The organism is Paraburkholderia graminis (genome assembly GCF_003330785.1).
Classification (GTDB): Bacteria; Pseudomonadota; Gammaproteobacteria; order Burkholderiales; family Burkholderiaceae; genus Paraburkholderia; species Paraburkholderia graminis.
The window spans coordinates 307,424-325,862 of record NZ_CP024935.1; the positions used below are offsets into that span (position 1 = coordinate 307,424).

Annotated in this window: 13 protein-coding genes; 4 read left to right on the forward strand and 9 right to left on the reverse strand. The window is 65.0% G+C overall.

Features of this window, described 5'->3' with window-relative positions; genetic code table 11:
- Nucleotides 1–57: 57 nt before the first annotated feature.
- Together CUJ91_RS19575 and CUJ91_RS19580 are read right to left on the reverse strand one after the other, a co-directional pair.
- Entirely contained in the window at nt 58–1,827 is a 1,770-nt protein-coding gene (locus CUJ91_RS19575) for a peptidoglycan D,D-transpeptidase FtsI family protein (RefSeq protein WP_029966484.1), read from the reverse strand.
- A 252-nt stretch (nt 1,828–2,079) separates the two neighbouring features.
- Nucleotides 2,080–3,621: a methyl-accepting chemotaxis protein gene (locus CUJ91_RS19580; protein WP_029966482.1), complete on the reverse strand. Its 1,542-nt coding sequence runs from the start codon at nt 3,619–3,621 to the stop codon at nt 2,080–2,082.
- Between the two features lie 539 nt (nt 3,622–4,160).
- Between CUJ91_RS19580 and aepX the strand changes: the two genes are divergently transcribed.
- The 3 genes from aepX to CUJ91_RS19595 are packed head-to-tail and all read left to right on the forward strand — an operon-like array spanning nt 4,161 to nt 8,133.
- Nucleotides 4,161–5,885 carry a phosphoenolpyruvate mutase gene (gene aepX, locus CUJ91_RS19585; protein WP_107709003.1) on the forward strand — a complete coding sequence of 575 codons (1,725 nt, stop codon included), beginning with the start codon at nt 4,161–4,163 and terminating at the stop codon, nt 5,883–5,885.
- A complete protein-coding gene (gene aepY, locus CUJ91_RS19590; protein WP_114156902.1) occupies nt 5,882–7,045 on the forward strand; it encodes a phosphonopyruvate decarboxylase in 1,164 nt (387 codons plus the stop codon). The genes aepX and aepY overlap by 4 nt, the downstream gene beginning before the upstream one ends.
- A 20-nt stretch (nt 7,046–7,065) precedes the next feature.
- Nucleotides 7,066–8,133: a 2-aminoethylphosphonate aminotransferase gene (locus CUJ91_RS19595; RefSeq protein WP_114156903.1), complete on the forward strand. Its 1,068-nt coding sequence runs from the start codon at nt 7,066–7,068 to the stop codon at nt 8,131–8,133.
- A gap of 105 nt (nt 8,134–8,238) precedes the next feature.
- Here CUJ91_RS19595 and CUJ91_RS34450 read toward each other — a convergent pair whose 3' ends face one another.
- The 7 genes from CUJ91_RS34450 to CUJ91_RS19625 all read right to left on the reverse strand — a co-directional run bounded on the left by CUJ91_RS34450 (nt 8,239) and on the right by CUJ91_RS19625 (nt 16,181).
- Nucleotides 8,239–8,391 carry a hypothetical protein gene (locus tag CUJ91_RS34450; protein WP_006049197.1) on the reverse strand — a complete coding sequence of 51 codons (153 nt, stop codon included), beginning with the start codon at nt 8,389–8,391 and terminating at the stop codon, nt 8,239–8,241.
- 165 nt (nt 8,392–8,556) lie between these two features.
- Nucleotides 8,557–9,261, reverse strand: coding sequence for a PIG-L family deacetylase (locus CUJ91_RS19600; protein ID WP_006049198.1), 705 nt, complete (start codon nt 9,259–9,261; stop codon nt 8,557–8,559).
- 248 nt (nt 9,262–9,509) lie between these two features.
- Complete coding sequence (locus CUJ91_RS19605; protein WP_114156904.1) at nt 9,510–11,195, reverse strand: DUF4130 domain-containing protein; 1,686 nt, start codon at nt 11,193–11,195, stop codon at nt 9,510–9,512.
- A 330-nt stretch (nt 11,196–11,525) separates the two neighbouring features.
- Nucleotides 11,526–12,122, reverse strand: coding sequence for a nucleotidyltransferase family protein (locus CUJ91_RS19610; RefSeq protein ID WP_114156905.1), 597 nt, complete (start codon nt 12,120–12,122; stop codon nt 11,526–11,528).
- Between the two features lie 75 nt (nt 12,123–12,197).
- Complete coding sequence (locus CUJ91_RS19615) at nt 12,198–14,420, reverse strand: xanthine dehydrogenase family protein molybdopterin-binding subunit (protein WP_114156906.1); 2,223 nt, start codon at nt 14,418–14,420, stop codon at nt 12,198–12,200.
- Nucleotides 14,417–15,418, reverse strand: coding sequence for an FAD binding domain-containing protein (locus CUJ91_RS19620; RefSeq protein WP_114156907.1), 1,002 nt, complete (start codon nt 15,416–15,418; stop codon nt 14,417–14,419). Before CUJ91_RS19620 ends, CUJ91_RS19615 begins: the two co-directional genes overlap by 4 nt.
- 13 nt (nt 15,419–15,431) lie before the next feature.
- Nucleotides 15,432–16,181: a 2Fe-2S iron-sulfur cluster-binding protein gene (locus CUJ91_RS19625; RefSeq protein WP_114156908.1), complete on the reverse strand. Its 750-nt coding sequence runs from the start codon at nt 16,179–16,181 to the stop codon at nt 15,432–15,434.
- Nucleotides 16,182–16,336: 155 nt separating this feature from the next.
- Here CUJ91_RS19625 and CUJ91_RS19630 point away from each other — a divergent pair, with 155 nt between their 5' ends.
- On the forward strand, nt 16,337–18,436 hold the full coding sequence (locus CUJ91_RS19630; RefSeq protein WP_029966469.1) for a D-(-)-3-hydroxybutyrate oligomer hydrolase: 2,100 nt from the start codon (nt 16,337–16,339) through the stop codon (nt 18,434–18,436).
- Nucleotides 18,437–18,439: the final 3 nt, after the last annotated feature.

The window sequence follows — 18,439 nt, forward strand, 5'->3', positions numbered from 1 at the left end:
TGGCGGCTCAACAGGGGATGTTGAGCCGCATGGTTGCAGCAAAGAATTAAGCGAGACTTAAGACGGCGCAAATGCGTGTGCGGCGTTTTGTCCGTCGACGCCTCGCGCATCCGGCGGCACGCCGAGCAGTTGCAGTGAGCCGCCCGTTACCGCGCTGAACACCGGCCCTGCGACAGTGCCGCCATAAAACGCCTTGCCGGCCGGATCGTCGATCATCACCGCGACGATCAGGCGCGGGTCGCTCATCGGCGCCATGCCGACGAAGAGCGCGCGATAACGGTTCTTCGCGTAAGACGCGCCGACCTGCTTGCGCGCAGTGCCCGTCTTGCCGCCGATGCGATAGCCTTCGACGGTTGCGGCGCGCCCCGTGCCGCCGTCGCCTGTGGCCATTTCGAGCATCGAACGGATCGCGCGCGCGGTGGCCGGCGTCGTGACCGCATGGCCCGTTTGCGAAGCGGCGGCCGCGGCATCGATGTTCTCGCGTACGAGGCGCACCGGGTGCATGGTGCCGTCGCCGGCATAGGCGGTGTAGATCTGCGCGATCTGCAGCAGCGACGCCGAGAGCCCATAGCCGTAAGCCATCGTCGCCTGCTCGATAGGACGCCAGCGTTTGTACGGACGCACCTTGCCCGACGCCACGCCCGGAAAGGTCAGCTCGGGCCGCATGCCGAGTCCGTACTCCTGATATTTGGCCCAGATTTTTTCGGCGGGCAGATTGAGCGCGAGTTTGGCGAGCGCGATGTTGCTCGACTTCTGCACCGCCTCGGCGACGGTCATCGCGCCGTGATTCGACGTGTCGTGGATCACCGCGGGGCCGATCTTGTACCAGCCAGGCGCCGTGTCGATCACACTTTGCGGCCGCACCTTGCCTTCGTCGATGGACAACGCGACGACCACCGGCTTGATCGTCGAGCCAGGCTCGAACGTGTCCACCACCGCGCGATTGCGCAACTGCCGGCCCGTGAGGCGCGCGCGATCGTTTGGATCGAAGCTCGGATAGTTGGCAAGCGCGAGAATCTCGCCGTTGCGCGCGTCGAGCACGACCACGCTGCCCGCTTCCGCGCGATGCTTCGCGATGGCGTCCTTTAACTGTGCATACGCGAGTTGCTGGATGCGCCGATCGATTGTCAAATGAATCGTGTCGCCGTTCTGCGCGGGCACGAGCGGCCGTGTTTCCGACACCACGCGGCCAAGCCGGTCGCGAATCACTTCGCGATGGCCCGGCACGCCGAGCAACTGTTCGTTGGCGGCAAGCTCGACGCCTTCCTGGCCGTTGTCCTCGATATCCGTAAAGCCGACCACGTGAGCCGCCGATTCGCCTTCCGGGTAGAAACGCTTTGAATCCGCGATCTGCGTGATGCCCGCGAGTCCGAGCTTGGACAGATGCCCGGCCGTGTCCGCGTCCACCTGGCGTTTGAGCAGCACGAACGTCTTGTCGCCGTTCAAGCGGCGGCGCAGTTCCGCGAGCGGCAGATCGAGCAGTTTCGAAAGCGGCGGCAGCGCGGCTTCGTCGAGCAGCTTCGGCGTTGCCCAAATCTCGTAAGTCGCGAGACTGACGGCGAGCATCGAGCCATTGCGGTCGACAATGCGCCCACGCGTCGCGTCGAGTTCGATCGTGCGTTGATAGCGCTTTTGCCCCTGATCGACATAGAAGTCGCGGTTCACCACCTGCACCCAGAACGCGCGGCCCGCGAGCGCGGCAAACGCGGCGAACACCAGCACGACGATGAACTTCGAGCGCCACATCGGCAGACGCGCAACCAGCAACTGGTTCTTCGCGACGGGCGCATAAGAATCGCGCGACGGGGATTTTTTCTTCGGGATCATGGCGGTCCGACTGACAGCGGATTAACTTACGGCAGCGCTCATTGTAATGAGAACGTAATCTGTATGCGAGATTAGCGCAAGCCAACACGCGCGACAGACGTAAAAAAAGCCGCGCGGACTTGAAAATCCGCGCGGCTCATTTCGTTCGATTGATGCGTCGATTTCGACGCGGCGTGTTAAAGAGGCGCTCGCTGCCTGTCGAGCGCCTTCTTTTTCACGCGTGCCTTCATGCGCTCCTTCGTGCGTGCGCCTTCACGCGGGCAACGCGAAGCTCGAGATTGCCTCGCGCAACACGCCCACCTGATCCTTCAGCGAATGCGCGGCCGCGGCGGCTTCCTCGACCAGCGCCGCGTTCTGCTGCGTGACCTGATCCATCTCGCCGACCGCGCGATTCACCTGCTCGATGCCCGCGCTTTGCTCGCGCGACGCATTGCTGATTTCCTCGAGAATCTCGTTCACGCGACGCACCGACTGCACGATCTCGCCCATCGTCGAGCCCGCGTTGGCAACCAGCGACGCGCCCGCTTCCACCGTGGTCGTCGACGTTTCGATCAGCGCCTTGATTTCCTTCGCGGCCGTGGCCGAGCGTTGCGCGAGGCTGCGCACCTCGGCGGCGACGACGGCGAAGCCGCGTCCCTGTTCGCCCGCGCGCGCCGCTTCGACGGCCGCGTTCAACGCGAGAATGTTGGTCTGAAACGCAATGCCGTCGATCACGCCGATGATGTCGCCGATCTGCCGCGAGCTGGTCGTGATCTCGCCCATCGTGCGAACCACGTCGTCGACGACGCGGCTGCCGCGCGTGGCGACGTCGGCGGCTTGGCCCGCCAGTTCTGCCGCCTGTTGCGCGCTGTCCGCGTTCTGCTTCACGTTGACCGTCATCTGATCCATGCTCGACGCCGTCTGCACCAGCGCCGCGGCTTGTTCCTCCGTGCGTTGCGACAGATCGGTGTTGCCGGCGGCAATTTCGCTCGCGCCGACGTTGATGTTTTCCGTACCGGCGCGCACCCGCGAAACGGTATCGACAAGACCGGCCTGCATGGTTTGCAACGCATGCAGCAAGCTGCCGGCGTCGTTGTCCTTGACCGGCACGCGCACGGCGAGATTGCCGCCCGCCATCAGTTGCGCATGTTCGACGGCCACTTCCAGATCGCCGCCGAGCGAGCGGCGCACGCTGCGCAACACGAGCAGCATGATGCCCGTGGCGATGCCGCCGAGCGCAACCGTGATCGCGAGCCAGCGCAACAGGCTCGCGTAAAACGCGCGCTGCACGTCGTCCATGTACATGCCGGTGACGACATACCAGTCCCACGGCTGGAAGTGCTGCGAATAGCTGGTCTTCGCCACGGGTTTCTCGCTGCCCGGCTTCGCCCACAGGTAGTCGACAAAGCCGCCGCCTTCGTGATTGCCCGCGTTCACGATATCCACGAACAGATGGTTGCCCGCCGGATCCGCGAACTGCGCGAGGTTCTTGCCGACCATCTCTTTCTTGAACGGATGCATCAGCATCACGGGCTGCGAGTCGTTCACGGAGATGTAGCCGTCCTTGCCGTAGCGCATCGATTCGAGCGTGGCGAGCGCCTGCTTCTTCGCTTCGTCTTCGGTGATGGCGTGCTGTTGCGCCATTGCGTAGTAACGGGCGACCACGTGGTTCGCCTGATCGATCAGCGACGTGAGCTGGTCGCGCCGGTCGCTAACCATCGACGCACGGTTTTGCCATGCGCCGAAGCCGCCGATCAGAATCAGGCCGAACCACAGGACGGCGATCATTGAGGCTAATTTTTTGTTCAGAGTCATAGCAAAGAGTGGTGCTTGGCAAAGGGTCGATCGGATTGGGCTGTGTGCTTCTCGCTGACTCTGTTTACGGCAGGTTTCACTTTGCTCATGAGGGCAGGGGAAACCCTTTGCCAGGCGCGTTTCGTCTGATTAAAGGGTGTGGGCGGAGGTAATGCACCTGATGCGAAAGCATTTATTTAATTCTGCGCAGTTAATAAAAAGCATTATTCGCAGCGACGATTCTCTGATTAATAAAAAGCCGGTGCCGAGAAATGGAATTAATTCCGCGACGACGCGCACCAACCCAACCCGGCAAGCCTTCGCATCAATAAACCACAAAACGCCACTCAATTCCAAAGCGCTTGCCAGCGCGCCTGCGCTGCAAAAATCGACACATTTCTCCACTTAAAAGCAATACAGCAAAAGCACAGCCGTCTAAATGACGACTAAATGAAAATTCCGCTATAGTCGCCATTTTCCAGTCGCCAGCCGGGCAAAAAGAGCGCCGATAAACCCGCAAGCAGGCCCCGCCAATAAGCCCGCCACCAGGAGTACAGAATATGAACGCCCGCGAACCCGCCTTCGTCTCTTCTTCACGCAGCGCACGTCTGCGCCAGATGCTTGTCAGCAGCGAACTCGAATTCATGATGGAGGCGCATAACGGCCTCTCCGCGCGCATCGTCCGCGAAGCCGGCTTCAAGGCGATCTGGGGCTCGGGCCTCGCGATCTCCGCGCAATTCGGCGTGCGCGACAACAACGAGGCAAGCTGGACCCAGGTCGTCGACAACCTCGAATTCATGGCCGACGCAAGCGATCTGCCGATCCTGCTCGACGGCGACACCGGCTACGGCAACTTCAACAACGTGCGCCGCCTTGTGCGCAAGCTCGAACAACGCGGCATCGCCGGCGTGTGCATCGAAGACAAGCAGTTCCCGAAGACCAATAGCTTCATCAACGGCGAGGCGCAGCCGCTTGCCGACATCGACGAATTCTGCGGCAAGATCAAGGCCGGCAAGGACTCGCAATCGGACGAGAATTTTTCGATCGTCGCGCGCGTGGAAGCGCTGATTGCCGGCTGGGGCATGGAAGAAGCGCTGCGCCGCGCGGAAGCCTACCGCCGCGCCGGCGCCGACGCGATCCTGATTCACAGCAAGCTCTCGCGCCCCGACGAAATTCTCGAGTTCGCGCGCGAGTGGGCGGGCCGCGGGCCGCTCGTGATCGTGCCGACCAAGTACTACAGCACGCCGACCGAAGTGTTCCGCGAAGCCGGCATCAGCACCGTGATCTGGGCGAACCATCTGATTCGCGCGGCCACGTCGGCGATGCAGGCGGTCGCACAAGAAATCCACACGAGCCAAACGCTCGTCAACGTGGAAGACCGCATCGCCGCGGTCAACGAAATTTTCCGTTTGCAGGACGCCGACGAGTATTCGGAAGCGGAAGACCGCTATCTGTCGAGCGGCCGCGCGGCAGGCGCCGCGGTCGTGCTCGCGGCGAGCCGCGGCAAGGGCCTCGAGGCCGTCACCGAAGACCGTCCGAAAGTGATGCTGCCGGTTGCGGGCAAGCCGCTGCTGCGCTGGCTCGTCGACGCGTTCAAGAAGCAGGGCGTCAACGACATCACGGTGGTCGGCGGTTATCGCGCCGATGCAATCGATACGGCGGGCATCAAGCTCGTCGTCAATGACAAGCACGAGCAAACCGGCGAACTCGCGTCGCTCGCGTGCGCGCTCGACAAGCTCTCGGGCGACACCGTGATCTCGTACGGCGATCTGCTGTTCCGCAGCTACATCCTGCGCGATCTGGTGGAGAGCGAGGCGGCCTTCAGCGTGGTCGTCGATTCTTCGCTGACCGATGCGGAAAACGCCAGCGTGCGCGACTTCGCGTGGTGCTCGGCTTCCGACGACCGCGGCCTGTTCGGCAACAAGGTCGTATTGCGCCATGTGTCGAGCGGACAGGAGGCGTCGGCGGCGATCGCCGCACAAACGCCGCATGGCCGCTGGGTCGGTTTGCTCAACGTGCGTGGCGCAGGCCGCGAGCGTCTGCAGACTGTCATGGCGCAATTGCAGGCGCGCGCCGACTTTGCATCGCTCGACATGCCCGCGTTGCTGAACGCGCTGATCGAAGCAGGCGAGTCGATCGAAGTGCAATACGTGCACGGCCATTGGCGCGGCGTCAACGATCTCGAAGACTTCCGCCGCGCCGGCGACTTCGCGCACGGACAGACGCCGCTCGCGGCATCGGTCGGCGGTGCGGCCTCCGACGCAGCGAGCGGAGCGGCGCAATGATCGAAGCAGCACAGTTTGTCGAGGCGGCGCGCGAGCGCGGCTTCGACTGGTATGCGGGCGTGCCTTGCTCGTATCTGACGCCGTTCATCAACTACGTGTTGCAGGACGAGTCGCTGCACTACGTGTCGGCGGCGAATGAGGGCGATGCGGTTGCGTTGATCGGCGGCGTCACTCTCGGCGCGCGCAACGGCCGCCGCGGCATCACGATGATGCAGAACTCGGGCCTCGGCAACGCCGTGAGTCCGTTGACGTCGCTCACGTGGACCTTCCGTTTGCCGCAATTGCTGATCGTCACGTGGCGCGGCCAACCCGGCGTCGCCGACGAACCGCAGCACGCGTTGATGGGACCGGTCACGCCCGCGATGCTCGACACGATGGAAATTCCGTGGGAGACGTTTCCGACCGAAGCCGACGCAATCGGCCCCACGCTGGATCGCGCGATCGCCCATATGGACCAAACGGGCCGCCCGTACGCGCTCGTGATGCAAAAGGGCAGCGTCGCGCCATACGAATTGAAGGCGGGCGATGCGGGCGCGCGTCGTGCGCCGGTCGCGCCGCGTTCGCAATTCACCGGCGTGGCGGCGAGCGAACTCGCGTCGCGTCATGACGCGTTGAAGAAGGTGATCGCGCACACGCCGCTCGAATCGACGGTCGTGCTCGCGTCGACCGGTTTTTGCGGACGCGAGCTTTACGCGATCGACGATCGTCCCAACCAGTTGTACATGGTCGGCTCGATGGGTTGTGTCACGCCGTTCGCACTCGGTCTCGCGCTCGCGCGTCCGGACCTGCATGTGGTCGCGCTCGACGGCGACGGTGCGGCGCTGATGCGCATGGGCGCGTTCGCGACAATCGGCGCTTACGGTCCGTCGAATCTCACGCACGTACTGCTCGATAACGGCGCGCACGACTCCACGGGCGGGCAGGCGACGGTGTCGCCGCAGGTCTCGTTTGCGGGCGTCGCGGCGGCGTGCGGCTATGCGTCGGCGGTCGAAAGCGACGATCCCGCTGTGCTCGACGCGCTGTTCGAATCCGCGCCGCTCGACGGTCCGCGCTTTGCGCGCCTCGTCATTCGTCGCGGCACGCCTGACGGCTTGCCGCGTCCCACCATCACTCCGCCCGATGTGAAAACGCGTTTGATGCGTCACATCGGCGCCGCCTGAAGTCAAAGGAATACGCGCCCATGCTGCTGCTCAATCCCGGCCCCGTGACGCTCACCGAACGCGTTCGCAACAGCCTGTTGCAGACGGACCTGTGCCATCGCGAAAGCGAGTTTTTCGATTTGCAGGAAGAGGCGCGCACGCGTCTCGTCGACCTTTACGGCCTCGACGCGAGCGAATGGCAAGCGGTGCTGATGACGGGTTCGGGCACGGCCGCCGTCGAAAGCATGACGGCCGCGCTGGTGCCGCAAAACGGCAAGCTGCTGGTGGTGGAAAACGGCGTGTACGGCGAGCGTATCGCGCAGATCGCCGCGCAATACGGCATTGCACATGAAGCGCTCAAGCATGACTGGATGCAGGCGCCAGACCTCGCGAAAATCGCCGAACGTCTCGACGCGGACAAGGCGTTCACGCACGTCGCGGTGATCCATCATGAAACGACGACCGGACGGCTGAACGATCTCGCCGCGCTCGGTGCGCTGTGCCGCGCGCGCGGTCTGCGTTTGCTGGTTGATGGCGTGAGCAGCTTCGGCGCCGAGGCGATCGACTTCGCCGATACGAGTCTCGACGCCGTCGCCGCGACGGCCAACAAGTGCCTGCACGGCGTGCCGGGCGCGTCGTTCGTGCTGGTGCGCCGTGCGGCGCTTGCACAGGCGGCGAGCCGCACGTACTACCTCGACCTCGGACGGCTCGCGCGCCTGCAGGATCAGCGCAATACGCCGTTCACGCCGTCGGTTCACGCGTACTACGCGCTGGTCGAAGCGTTGCGCGAAATCGCCGACGAAGGCGGCTGGCGCGCGCGTCATGCGCGCTATGCGGCGCTCGCCGAGCAGGCGCGCGCGGGGCTGGCCGAGCGCGGCATCGGCAGCGTGCTGGCGCCGCAGGAGTCGTCGGTCGTGTTGCGCGCGTACCGGCTGCCGAACGGCGTCACGTATCCGCAATTGCACGACGCGCTGAAGGCGCGCGGCTTCGTGATCTATGCCGGGCAGGGCGGGCTGTCGGCGGAACTGTTCCGTATCTCGACGATGGGTGACATCCACGCCGCCGACATCGACCGGCTGTTGCAGGGCTTCAGCGAACTGACGAACTGATTGCGGTGCGGGTGTGCCGCCGTGCCGCCGTCGCGTGCCCGCATGTCGTGTGCGGTTTATGCACGCGGCTGTCGGTTCGCGGCTGATTTGCTAACGCTTCGCGGCTCACACCGGGTCTTTGTCGGGCGGTCCTTCGGGGCGCTGTGGTTCGTCGTTGTGATGACCGGGCGACGGCGGTGTCAGCGGATCGCCTTCCGGGTCGCGCGTCGGGTCGGCGTTGGGATCGGGGATCGGGCTCGTATGCATGTCGTAGCTCATTGCATCACCTGTGGTTGAGAGTTGTGCGATAGCGCGACGGCGCGTGCGGTTCACTTCAAGGGTAGGCGGTTTTGCTGTCGGGCGGGATTTCGCGGCGGCGCTTTTTGTCGGCGCTTTCGCCTGCGTTTTTGCCTACGCTTCCCGCTGTGTTTTTCGCGTGTTCCGCTACCTTTTCACGCGACGGCCCACGCTCAGTTGCCAGTAGCGCTCGGTGGCGAAGACGTCGTCGTAATTGCCCGGCCCGAACGCCCGCAACTGACTCTGGTATGCGTGAACGGCTTCGCGCTTGATCTGCGCGCGCCGCTGCATGTCGATCGTGTGGCCGGCGCTCGGATTGGCCGGCGTCGCCACGATGCCGCGCTGCGCGAGATCGGCGAGGCGCGCCTGCACGACCCCCGGCGTGCGCCGGTGAATCGCTTCCTCATAACCGAACCAGGCGAGATGCGACAGCCGCGGCAGGATCTCGCAGCACGCTTCGAACACGCGCACGTGATCGTCGTGATACAGCCCGAGCGGCATCAGCAACGTGTTGGCCGTGGTTCGATAGATGGTTTCCTCGAGGGCGGCCGCCATTTTGCTGATGGACGGCGAATCGGAATACTGGCTTTCGCGAAACGGCATGCGCAGCGGAATCGCGTCGAGCAATTCGAGCGCGCGGTTGTCTTCGAACGTGCGCTCGTGGATCGCTTCGTGGGCGTTGACGAAACCCGACTTTTCATCCCATTCGGTGTGCATCGTATGCTCGGGCGGCGCGGCGAATACCGTGCAGACCGCGGCGTCCGGATGCGCAGCGAGCAATGCGCCGCAACTGAAGACGGCGTCGTCGAAATGCGGTGACACGATGAACAGGCGCGGGCTGGTTTCGCTCATGGGCAGTCGGTGGTTTCGAACGCGTGCGCCGCTTCAACGACGGCGTAGCGTTGCGTGACAATCGCGGCGTCACATCAGCTTAGGCGGAATTGGAACGAGTTGCGCGGTTGATTCGCGGTCGATTGGCGGTTCATTCGCGGTCGGTTCACTGTCGGTTCGCCGTTCTGCGGCGCTCACGCATAGCTATGAGTGTTTGCGCAAGCCATGTGCCTGTGCACGCCCGAGCGATGGCGTGGCTTAGGCGGTTGTCACCGACGCTCGGAAGCGTCGCCCGCCAGTTCCGCCGCCCACCTGAACGCAGTCGCGATTCTTGCAACGATGTCGTCGCGCAAGCGAGCGTCGGCGGTTCGCAACGCATACGCCGGATGCCAGGTCGGCACGATGACGCAGCCGCCATGACTGATCGTGCGCCCCGCATATTCCGACAGGTTGACGTGCGCGCCGGTCAGCGCTTTCAACGCCGTCGGGCCTAACGTGACAACCACCCGCGGCGCAAGCTGCGCGAGTTCTTTTTCGAGCCAGTACTGACAGGCTTCCACCTCGCGTTGCGCGGGCGTGCGATGAATGCGCTCCCGCCCGACGATCTCCCACTTGTAATGCTTGACCGCATACGTCAGATAGAGCTCCGCGCGTTCGAGTCCGGCGCGGGCGAGCACGCTGTCGAGCAACTGACCGGCCGGTCCGGTGAAGGGCACGCCGTGCTGGTTTTCATACTCGCCGGGTTGCTCGCCGACGACCATGATTGGGGGAGTGGCGGGGGCAGTGGAATTTGTATGCGCATCGGCGTTGGCACTCACGCTGCCGCCCGCACCCGCACCCGCACCCGCACCCGCACCCGCACCCGCACCCGCACCCGCACCCGGCACCGGCTGCTTCGCGTTGCGCCATAACGCGCAACGTCGGCAGGTATCGAGCGGACCGGTGGGCTCGCGCAGCGGTGGCGTCAGCGCGGAATATTCCGCCGGCGGAGCAGCCGGTACGGTCACGACAGCGTTTTGTCCGCGACGACAGATGCGCTCGCGCCCGAGTTGCGCGGGCAACGGCGGCCCTTCGGGCGGGGCTCTCCAGTACCGAAGCGGCACCGGCGGCGTCTCGCCGCTGACGGCTTCCTCGTAGTAGCCGAGCCAGAGCGCTTCAGTGGACTCGCTGGTGACGGCTTCGCCCGTCATTGCGTCTTCGGTCGGAACGTCGACGCTGTGCTCAGACACCGGCTGCGATATGTGCAGCAGCATGCCGTTCCAGAGCGCGGCGCCTCGTGGCGTGGCCAGCATCCATGTCGAGTAGCCCATGCGCGCCGCGAAGCGCTCGGCCGCGTACTCGAGCAGATCGTGATGCGGTTCGTACCAGCCGACGAACTCGGGCGGTCCCATCGACGGATCGCGTCTTCTGAACAAGGTCAGGTTCAGCATGTCCTCGGTTTCGTGCTCGACGGCGCGCACGCGCTGATCGAGCAATGCGCCGTCGCTGTCGCCGAGGTCGAGAACGTCGCGTTCGCCGCGCGTCCAGCGCCAGAGGACTCGATAGAGCAGCGCCCAGCGGTCGGGCGCGCGGAAACAGGCGGCTGCTTTCAGCCAGGCGAGTAGCTCGCGTGGGATGGCGGTTGTTGCCGCGAGGCCGTTTGCTGCGTCCGGGGTTGCTGACGCGTGAGACGGGTGCGACGTGTCCGACGCGGGCGCGGCTTGCAACATGTCCGACGCATCCGACGCACCCGACGCACCCGACGCACCCGATGCACCCGATGCACCCGACGCATCGGCAAGCGGCTGATTTAGCGCCGCGCCTGCGCCATTGCAACCGATGGTGCCCGCAGGCTCCTGCGCCGTCTCCGGGCACTCAATCCATTCGATCCGCTCCGGCTGCACGCCATGCCGCAACAGCAAGCGTGCGGCGTCGCGCCAGGCGCTGAAAGACGGGTAAATGGAAATGCGGTTCATGCGAAGGGTTGCGGCCGGGGGCACGCGGCGAGCGGCAGCTAGTGGCGCGTCCAAGAATACTGTATGGATATACAGTATGCGCTCAAGCCTGGGTCGACGCAAGCCTGCGGTTTGCTGCACGCCAAGGCTCACGGCGAGCGCACAGCGGGCAGGGGCCAACGCCCTGCGCCGAACGCCCAACGCCCAACGCCCAACGCAGCTCCGAAGTCAACCGCCCGGCTCCGCACAACCGCCCGACTCCGCACCGCTGACTCCACGCTACCCGCCGACTCCACACTACCCGTGGTTGCCGGCCAAACGAGACCGGTCCCAACCACCACTTCAGCCCCGCTAACCCGCCCCCACCCCCCGCAAATCCCCCGGCGTATCCACATCCCGCAAAACCCCCGCATCGTCGACATCCAGCCGCACCACACGCCCAGACATCAGCAACGAACGCGCGCCGCTGTCTCCATCGAGCGACATCAGCGCCTCGCGATGTTCCGCGCCAAACCCCACCGGATGCCCACGCTGCCCTTCATAAAACGGCGCGACGATAGACGCCCCGCCGTCGAGCGTCCGCGCAACGGCTTCAATCGTCGACGGCTGGATGCTCGGCATGTCGGCGAGCGCGACGATCCAGCCTTCGGCGTCGTCGCTGGCCTCGATGCCCGCGGCGAGGCTCGCGCCCATGCCGCGTTCGGCGGCGGCCGCGAACACCACGTCGCAACCGGCCTCGTTCAGCAGACGCGCGAGCGCTTCGGCGCCCGGCCGCACCACGGCCAGCACCGTCGGCACGACCAGCAACAGCCGGCGCGCGGCTTCGTGGGCGAGCGGCGTGCCGTCGGGCAGTCGCGCGAGCAGCTTGTTTTGCACGCCCTGCGGATCGAAGCGCGAGCCGACGCCTGCGGCAAGCAAAATGCCAGTGGCAAGCGACGAGTAAGCCATGAGCGGGCACCGGAGAATGAAAGTGCCTCCGATTGTGCGGCGCAATGCAACCCGAGGCAAGCGCCCGCCATGCGTTCAGACGCGCGTCGGCTGCATCACCTTGTCGAGCGTCACCGGCAGATCGCGCACGCGCACACCGGTCGCGTGATACACCGCGTTCGCGAGCGCCGCGCACACGCCCGTAATCCCGATTTCGCCGATGCCGCGCACGCCGAGCGAATTGATGTACGGGTCCGGCCGGTCGAGAAACGTGATGTCGAGCGAGCCGATGTCCGCGTTCACCGGCACGTGATATTCCGCGAGGTTCGCGTTCGTGAAGCGCCCATAGCGCGTGTCGAGCGACGACTCTTCCTGCAACGCCGCGCCCACGCCCCACACAATGCCGCCGAGCATCTGGCTGCGCGCCGTCTTCTCGTTGAGCACGCGCCCAACGTCATACACGGCGACGACGCGCGGCACGCGAATCGTGCCGAGGTCCGCATCCACGCGCACTTCGACGAACACCGCGCCGAACGAGTGAAACGAGTACTTCTGCTTTTCGTCGCCCGGTTTGACGGTGGACGTCGCCTCGATCGGCTTGCCGCCCGCACGCGCGATGATCGCCGCGGCCGGATCGCGCTTCGCCGGTTGCGAGCGGCTCGTCACCCAGCCGTTTTCCACGGTGATGTCGTCGGGCGGGATGCCGTGCACCGGCGAAGCCGGGTCCGCCAACGCGAGCGCGATCAGTTGCGCGCGCGCCGCGTTGGCGGCGTCCCGCACGGCCGGCGCAACGCTCGCCGCCGACTGCGATCCGCCCGACACCGGCGCCTTCGGCAGCGACGAATCGCCGAGCGCGAAGTGGATGTTCTCCGGCGCGAAGCCGAGCGTATCGGCGGCGACCTGGGTCATCACCGTGTAAGTGCCCGTGCCGATGTCCTGCGTGCCCGACGCCACCATCGCCGTGCCGTCCGGCAGGATTCGCGCGATCGCGCCGGCTTCGTTGCGATTGGCCGGATACGTGCATGTCGCCATGCCCATGCCGATCAGCGTGTTGCCGTCGCGCATCGAACGTGGCGTGGGATTGCGCCGCGACCAGCCGAATTTTTCCGCGCCGACCTGATAGCACTCGCGCAACGATTTGCCCGACCACGGCTTGTTTTCCTGCGGATCGGCCTCCGCGTAATTCTTCAGGCGCAGTGCGAGCGGGTCCATCCTGAGCGCGACGGCCAACTCGTCCATCGCGGACTCGAGCGCGAACGAGCCGGTCGTCTCGCCGGGCGCGCGCATGAAGGTCGGCGTGCCGACATTGAGCGGCACGAGCCGGTGCGTGGTCACCTGATTGGGCACCGCATACAGCATGCGCGTGACCATGCAGCAGGTCTCGGTCCAGTCCTCGATCATCGACGTGTTCGAAATGCTGTCGTGACGTATCGCGGTGAGCGTGCCGTCGCGCCGCGCGGCCAGCACGAGGTGCTGTTCCGTGTGCGGACGCGCGCCGACCGGGCCGAACATCTGCGGCCGCTCGAGCACGAGCCGCACCGGACGTCCTGTCTGTTTCGCCGCCATCGCGCACAACGACACATGCGACCACGACGAGCCCTTGCACCCAAAGCCGCCGCCGACGAACGGCGAAATCACGCGCACGTCGCCGGGCGAAATGCCGAGCGTCTTCGCCACTGCCTGAGCTTCGCCGCTCACGCCTTGCGTCGAATCGTAGAGCGTGAGTTGCGGGCCGTCCCAACGCGCCATCGTCGCGTGCGGCTCCATCGGGTTGTGATGCTCGATCGGCGTCGTGTAGGTCGCGTCGATATGCACGGCGGCGCTTCGCATGCCGTCGTCGAAACTGCCGCGCTGCGTATCCGTTTGACGTCCCTGCGGTTTGTCGGGCGCATGCGCGTTGGCCTTGGCCTGCGCAAAGTCGAGCGTGGCCGCGCTCGCCCGATACGTGATGCGCAACTGACGCGCGGCGTCGGTCGCATGCTCGAGCGTATCGGCGACGACCACCGCAACCGGCTCGTTGTTGTAATGCACTTCGTTGTCCTGCAACAGCGACAGCCGACGCCCCGCAGGCGGCGCCAATTGCGCCTTGCCGCCGTTCGGCAGACGCGGCGCGTTCTCATGCGTCATCACCAGCAGCACACCGGGCACGGCTTGCGCGCGGCTCGCATCGATCGATGCAATGGTGCCGCGTGCAATCGTGCTCGTGACGAGCACCGCATGCGCGAGACGCGCCTCCGGAAACTCCGCCGCATAGCGCGCTTCGCCGGTTACTTTGAGCAGACCGTCGGTGCGGTCGAACGGTTGACCGATCAGATTCATGCGAGACCTCCCGGCCGGCCCGCTGCTTCGTTCACGGCGCGCACGATCGCGCGTTGCGCGAGGTGCACCTTGAAGCGGTTATCGCGCAGCGGCCTGGCATCGTTCAACGCGGCGGCAGCGGCGCGGTTCAGCGTGGCTTGCGTGAGCGGCTGGCCGTTCAGTAGCTGCTCGGCGGCACTTGCTCGCCAGGGCTTGTGCGCGACGCCGCCGAGTGCGATGCGCGCGGTCTGCACGCGTTCGCCATCCATCTGCAATGCGGCGGCGACCGAGACCAATGCGAATGCGTAACTGGCGCGGTCACGCACTTTCAGATAGTGCGAATGCGCGCTGAAAAGCGGTGGCGGAAGATCGACCGCGGTGATCAGTTCGCCTGGGCGCAGCGTGGTATCGACATCGGGCCTGTCGCCCGGAAGCCGATGAAATTCCGCGAACGGAATGCTTCGCTCTCCAGTCGGCCCACTTACGCGCACGACAGCGTCGAGTGCCGCGAGCGCGACGCTCATATCCGACGGATTCACCGCGACGCACTGCGGACTCGCGCCGAGAATCGCGTGCATGCGGTTGTGGCCTTCGAGAGCCGCACAGCCGCTGCCCGGCGTGCGCTTATTGCACTGTGAAAACGCGGTGTCGTAAAAGTAGCCGCAGCGCGTACGTTGCAGCAGATTTCCGCCGACGGTCGCCATATTGCGCAATTGCGCCGATGCGCCCGATAGAAACGCCTGCGAGAGCAGCGGATATTGTTCGCGCACCAGCGCATGATTCGCGGCATCGCTATTGCGCACCAGCGCGCCAATGCGGATGCCGCCGCCAGGCAGCGTCGTGATGTCGTCGAGTCCGCCGATATGCGTGATGTCGATGAGCCGCACCGGCCGTTCGACACCGCCCTTCATCAGATCGAGCAGATTCGTGCCGCCGCCGATGAACACCGCGCCCGGTTGCTGCGCCGCTCGCACTGCGCCGGCGACATCGGCGGCGCGTTCGTAAGAGATCGCATCCATGCTCGTGCTTGCCTCACGCGTGATCGTGGTGATCGTGGTCGACGTCGGCGGCGCTCGCGTTCTGGCCGCTGCCGTCATGCGCGGCGCGGATCGCGGCCACGATGTTCGCGTACGCGCCGCAACGGCAAATATTGCCGCTCATGCGCTCGCGAATTTCGTCGTCGGAAAGTTTGATAGGACGTCTACGAATATCCGCGGTGACGACGCTCGCCGTGCCGTTGCGAAACTCTTCGAGCAGCGCAGTCGCGGAGCATAACTGTCCGGGCGTGCAGTAGCCGCACTGAAACGCATCGTGTTCGATGAACGCGCGTTGCAACGGGCTCAACGCGCCGTTGCTCGCGAGCCCTTCGACCGTGGTGATGGTCTCGCCTTCGTGCATCACGGCAAGCGTCAGGCATGAGTTGATGCGGCGTCCGTTAGCGATCACCGTGCACGCGCCGCATTGTCCGCGGTCGCAGCCTTTCTTCGTGCCCATGAGGCCCGCGTACTCGCGCAAGGCATCGAGCAGAGTGACGCGCGGCTCGAGTTGCAACGCATAACTGCGGCCATTCACGTTCAAGGTGACGGGCCGGGGCGGGACAGTTTGCGCAGTCCCTGCGGCCGGGGCGACGGGTGCCTGGCTTTGCGCGCGAAGGTGCGGTGCCGCACCGACAGTGGCCGCGGCTGCAGCCGATTGTAGAAAACGGCGCCGTGAAGGTTGACTCAAGGGCTCACGCAAGGCGGCTTCGTCACCCGAATGTTCACATTCGTTATCTCTTGCCATGACGGTCTATTGACTCCGCTGAAAGGTCAATGCAGGCTGACGATGCGTCGGTATCCGAGGCGTCGCGCTCAGAAGTTCAGCGTAGCAAATCCGGCGCGCTTGCGTGTACAACGGTTACGCAAAACGGTATTGCACAATAACGGAGACAAGCACAGATGACATCAGCCATTCGAAGCACGTCCACGCTTCCCATTGCAATCGTCGTCGCGCTCGCCATGAGCGCTTGCCACGGGGGCGACGACGACGGGCCGCCGCCACCGCAAACGAACACGTTGCCGAACTTCATCGTCGGCACGGTCAAGACGCAGTCTTATGACGGCAATAGTGACGACCTGCTGACGGCCGGACTCGGTAAAACTGGCCTTGCTTTAGCCACGGCGCCCGCGATTGCGAACGCCGCGCAACCCACGGCCGCCGAACTGCGGCGGCTCGCGATCTGGTCGAACTATCGCGCGCTCGTCGATATGACGAGCAACGGCGGGTATGGCCGCTTCTGGGGGCCCAATGTCGATCTGAACGGCAACGACACGCTCGGCGAAGGCAAGATCGCCGGCAAGGAATATCTGGCTTTCGCCGACGACGGCAGCGGTAAGCAGAACGTCAGCGTGCTCGTGCAGATTCCCGCGAGCTTCAACGCGGATCAACCGTGCATTGTCACGGCAACGTCATCGGGTTCGCGCGGCGTGTACGGCGCGATTTCCGCAGCGGGCGAGTGGGGCCTCAAGCGCGGCTGTGCGGTCGCGTACACCGACAAGGGCTCGGGCAACGGCGCGCATGAACTATCGACCAATCGCGTGACGCTGATCGACGGCACGTTGCAGGACGCGAACGCCGCGGGCAAGGCGAGTCTCTTCACAGCGAACCTCGGCAACACGGATCTCGCCACCTACAACACCCAGTTCCCGAACCGCTATGCGTTCAAGCACGCACACTCGCAGCAGAACCCGGAGCAGGACTGGGGCAAAAACACGTTGCAGGCGATTCAGTTCGCGTATTGGGCGCTCAACGATTCATACGGCACGTTGAACGGCTCGACCCGCACCGTGCGCTATAAACCGGGCAGCATTCTGACGATCGCGGCATCGGTGAGCAATGGCGGCGGCGCGTCGTTGGCGGCGGCGGAGCAGGACACTTCGGGCCTCATCACCGCGGTGGTGGTCGGCGAGCCGCAAATCAACATACGCGTGCCGTCGCAAGTGTCGGTGTCGCAAGGCGGCGTGCCCGTCGGCGCATTCGGCAAGCCGCTTGCCGATTACATGACGCTCGCGAACCTGCTAGAACCTTGCGCGGCGCTTGCGCCTGCCGCGACCGGGTCGCCGTATCTGACCGCGCTGCCGCTCGCGACGACCACCGCCATTCGCACCGCGCGATGCACGACGCTCGCGAACAATGGCGTGATCACCGGAGGCGACACCACGACGCAGGCGATCAACGCGCTCGCGCTCCTGCATCAGAACGGCTACCAGACCGACTCCGATCTGCTGCATGCGCCGATGTGGGATTCGCAAGCGGTGCCGGCGGTCGCGGTGACCTACGCGAATGCCTATGCCAAAGCGAGCGTGACCGACAACCTGTGCAACTTCAGCTTCGGCACGACGAGTTCGACGGGCGCGGCCGGCGTCACGCCCGCCGTCTCGCCGATGCTGACAGTGTTCGGCAACGGCAATGGTGTGCCGCCGACCAACGGCATCAACCTGGTCTACAACGCGGGCACGCTGGGCGCATTCGATCACCGGCTCGCCACGGTCGATGCAAGTTACGTCGGCGCTGCGTGTCTGCGCACGCTGTGGACCAACGGCACGTTGACCACGAACGTCGAAGCAGTCAGGGTGAATGCGAATCTGCATGGCAAGCCGGCCATCATCGTGCAAGGACGCGCCGATGCATTGGTGCCGATCAACCATGCTTCGCGGCCTTACGTGGCGACGAACCGGCTGGTCGAAGGCGGGGCGAGCAAGCTGTCGTTCTATGAAATCACGAACGGTCAGCACTTCGATGCGTTCCTCGGCGTGGCCGGCTTCGATACGCGCTTCGTGCCGCTGCATTACTACAACGTTCAGGCGCTCAACCTGATGTGGAGCCACCTGAAGAACGGCACGCCGCTGCCGCCTTCGCAAGTGGTTCACACGGTGCCGCGCGGCGGCACGCCGGGCGCGGCGCCTGCATTGACGACCGCGAACTTGCCGGCAATCGCGACGAGCCCTGGCGGCAATGCGATCACGGTCGCAAACGGCGCGGTGAACGTGCCAAACTGATGC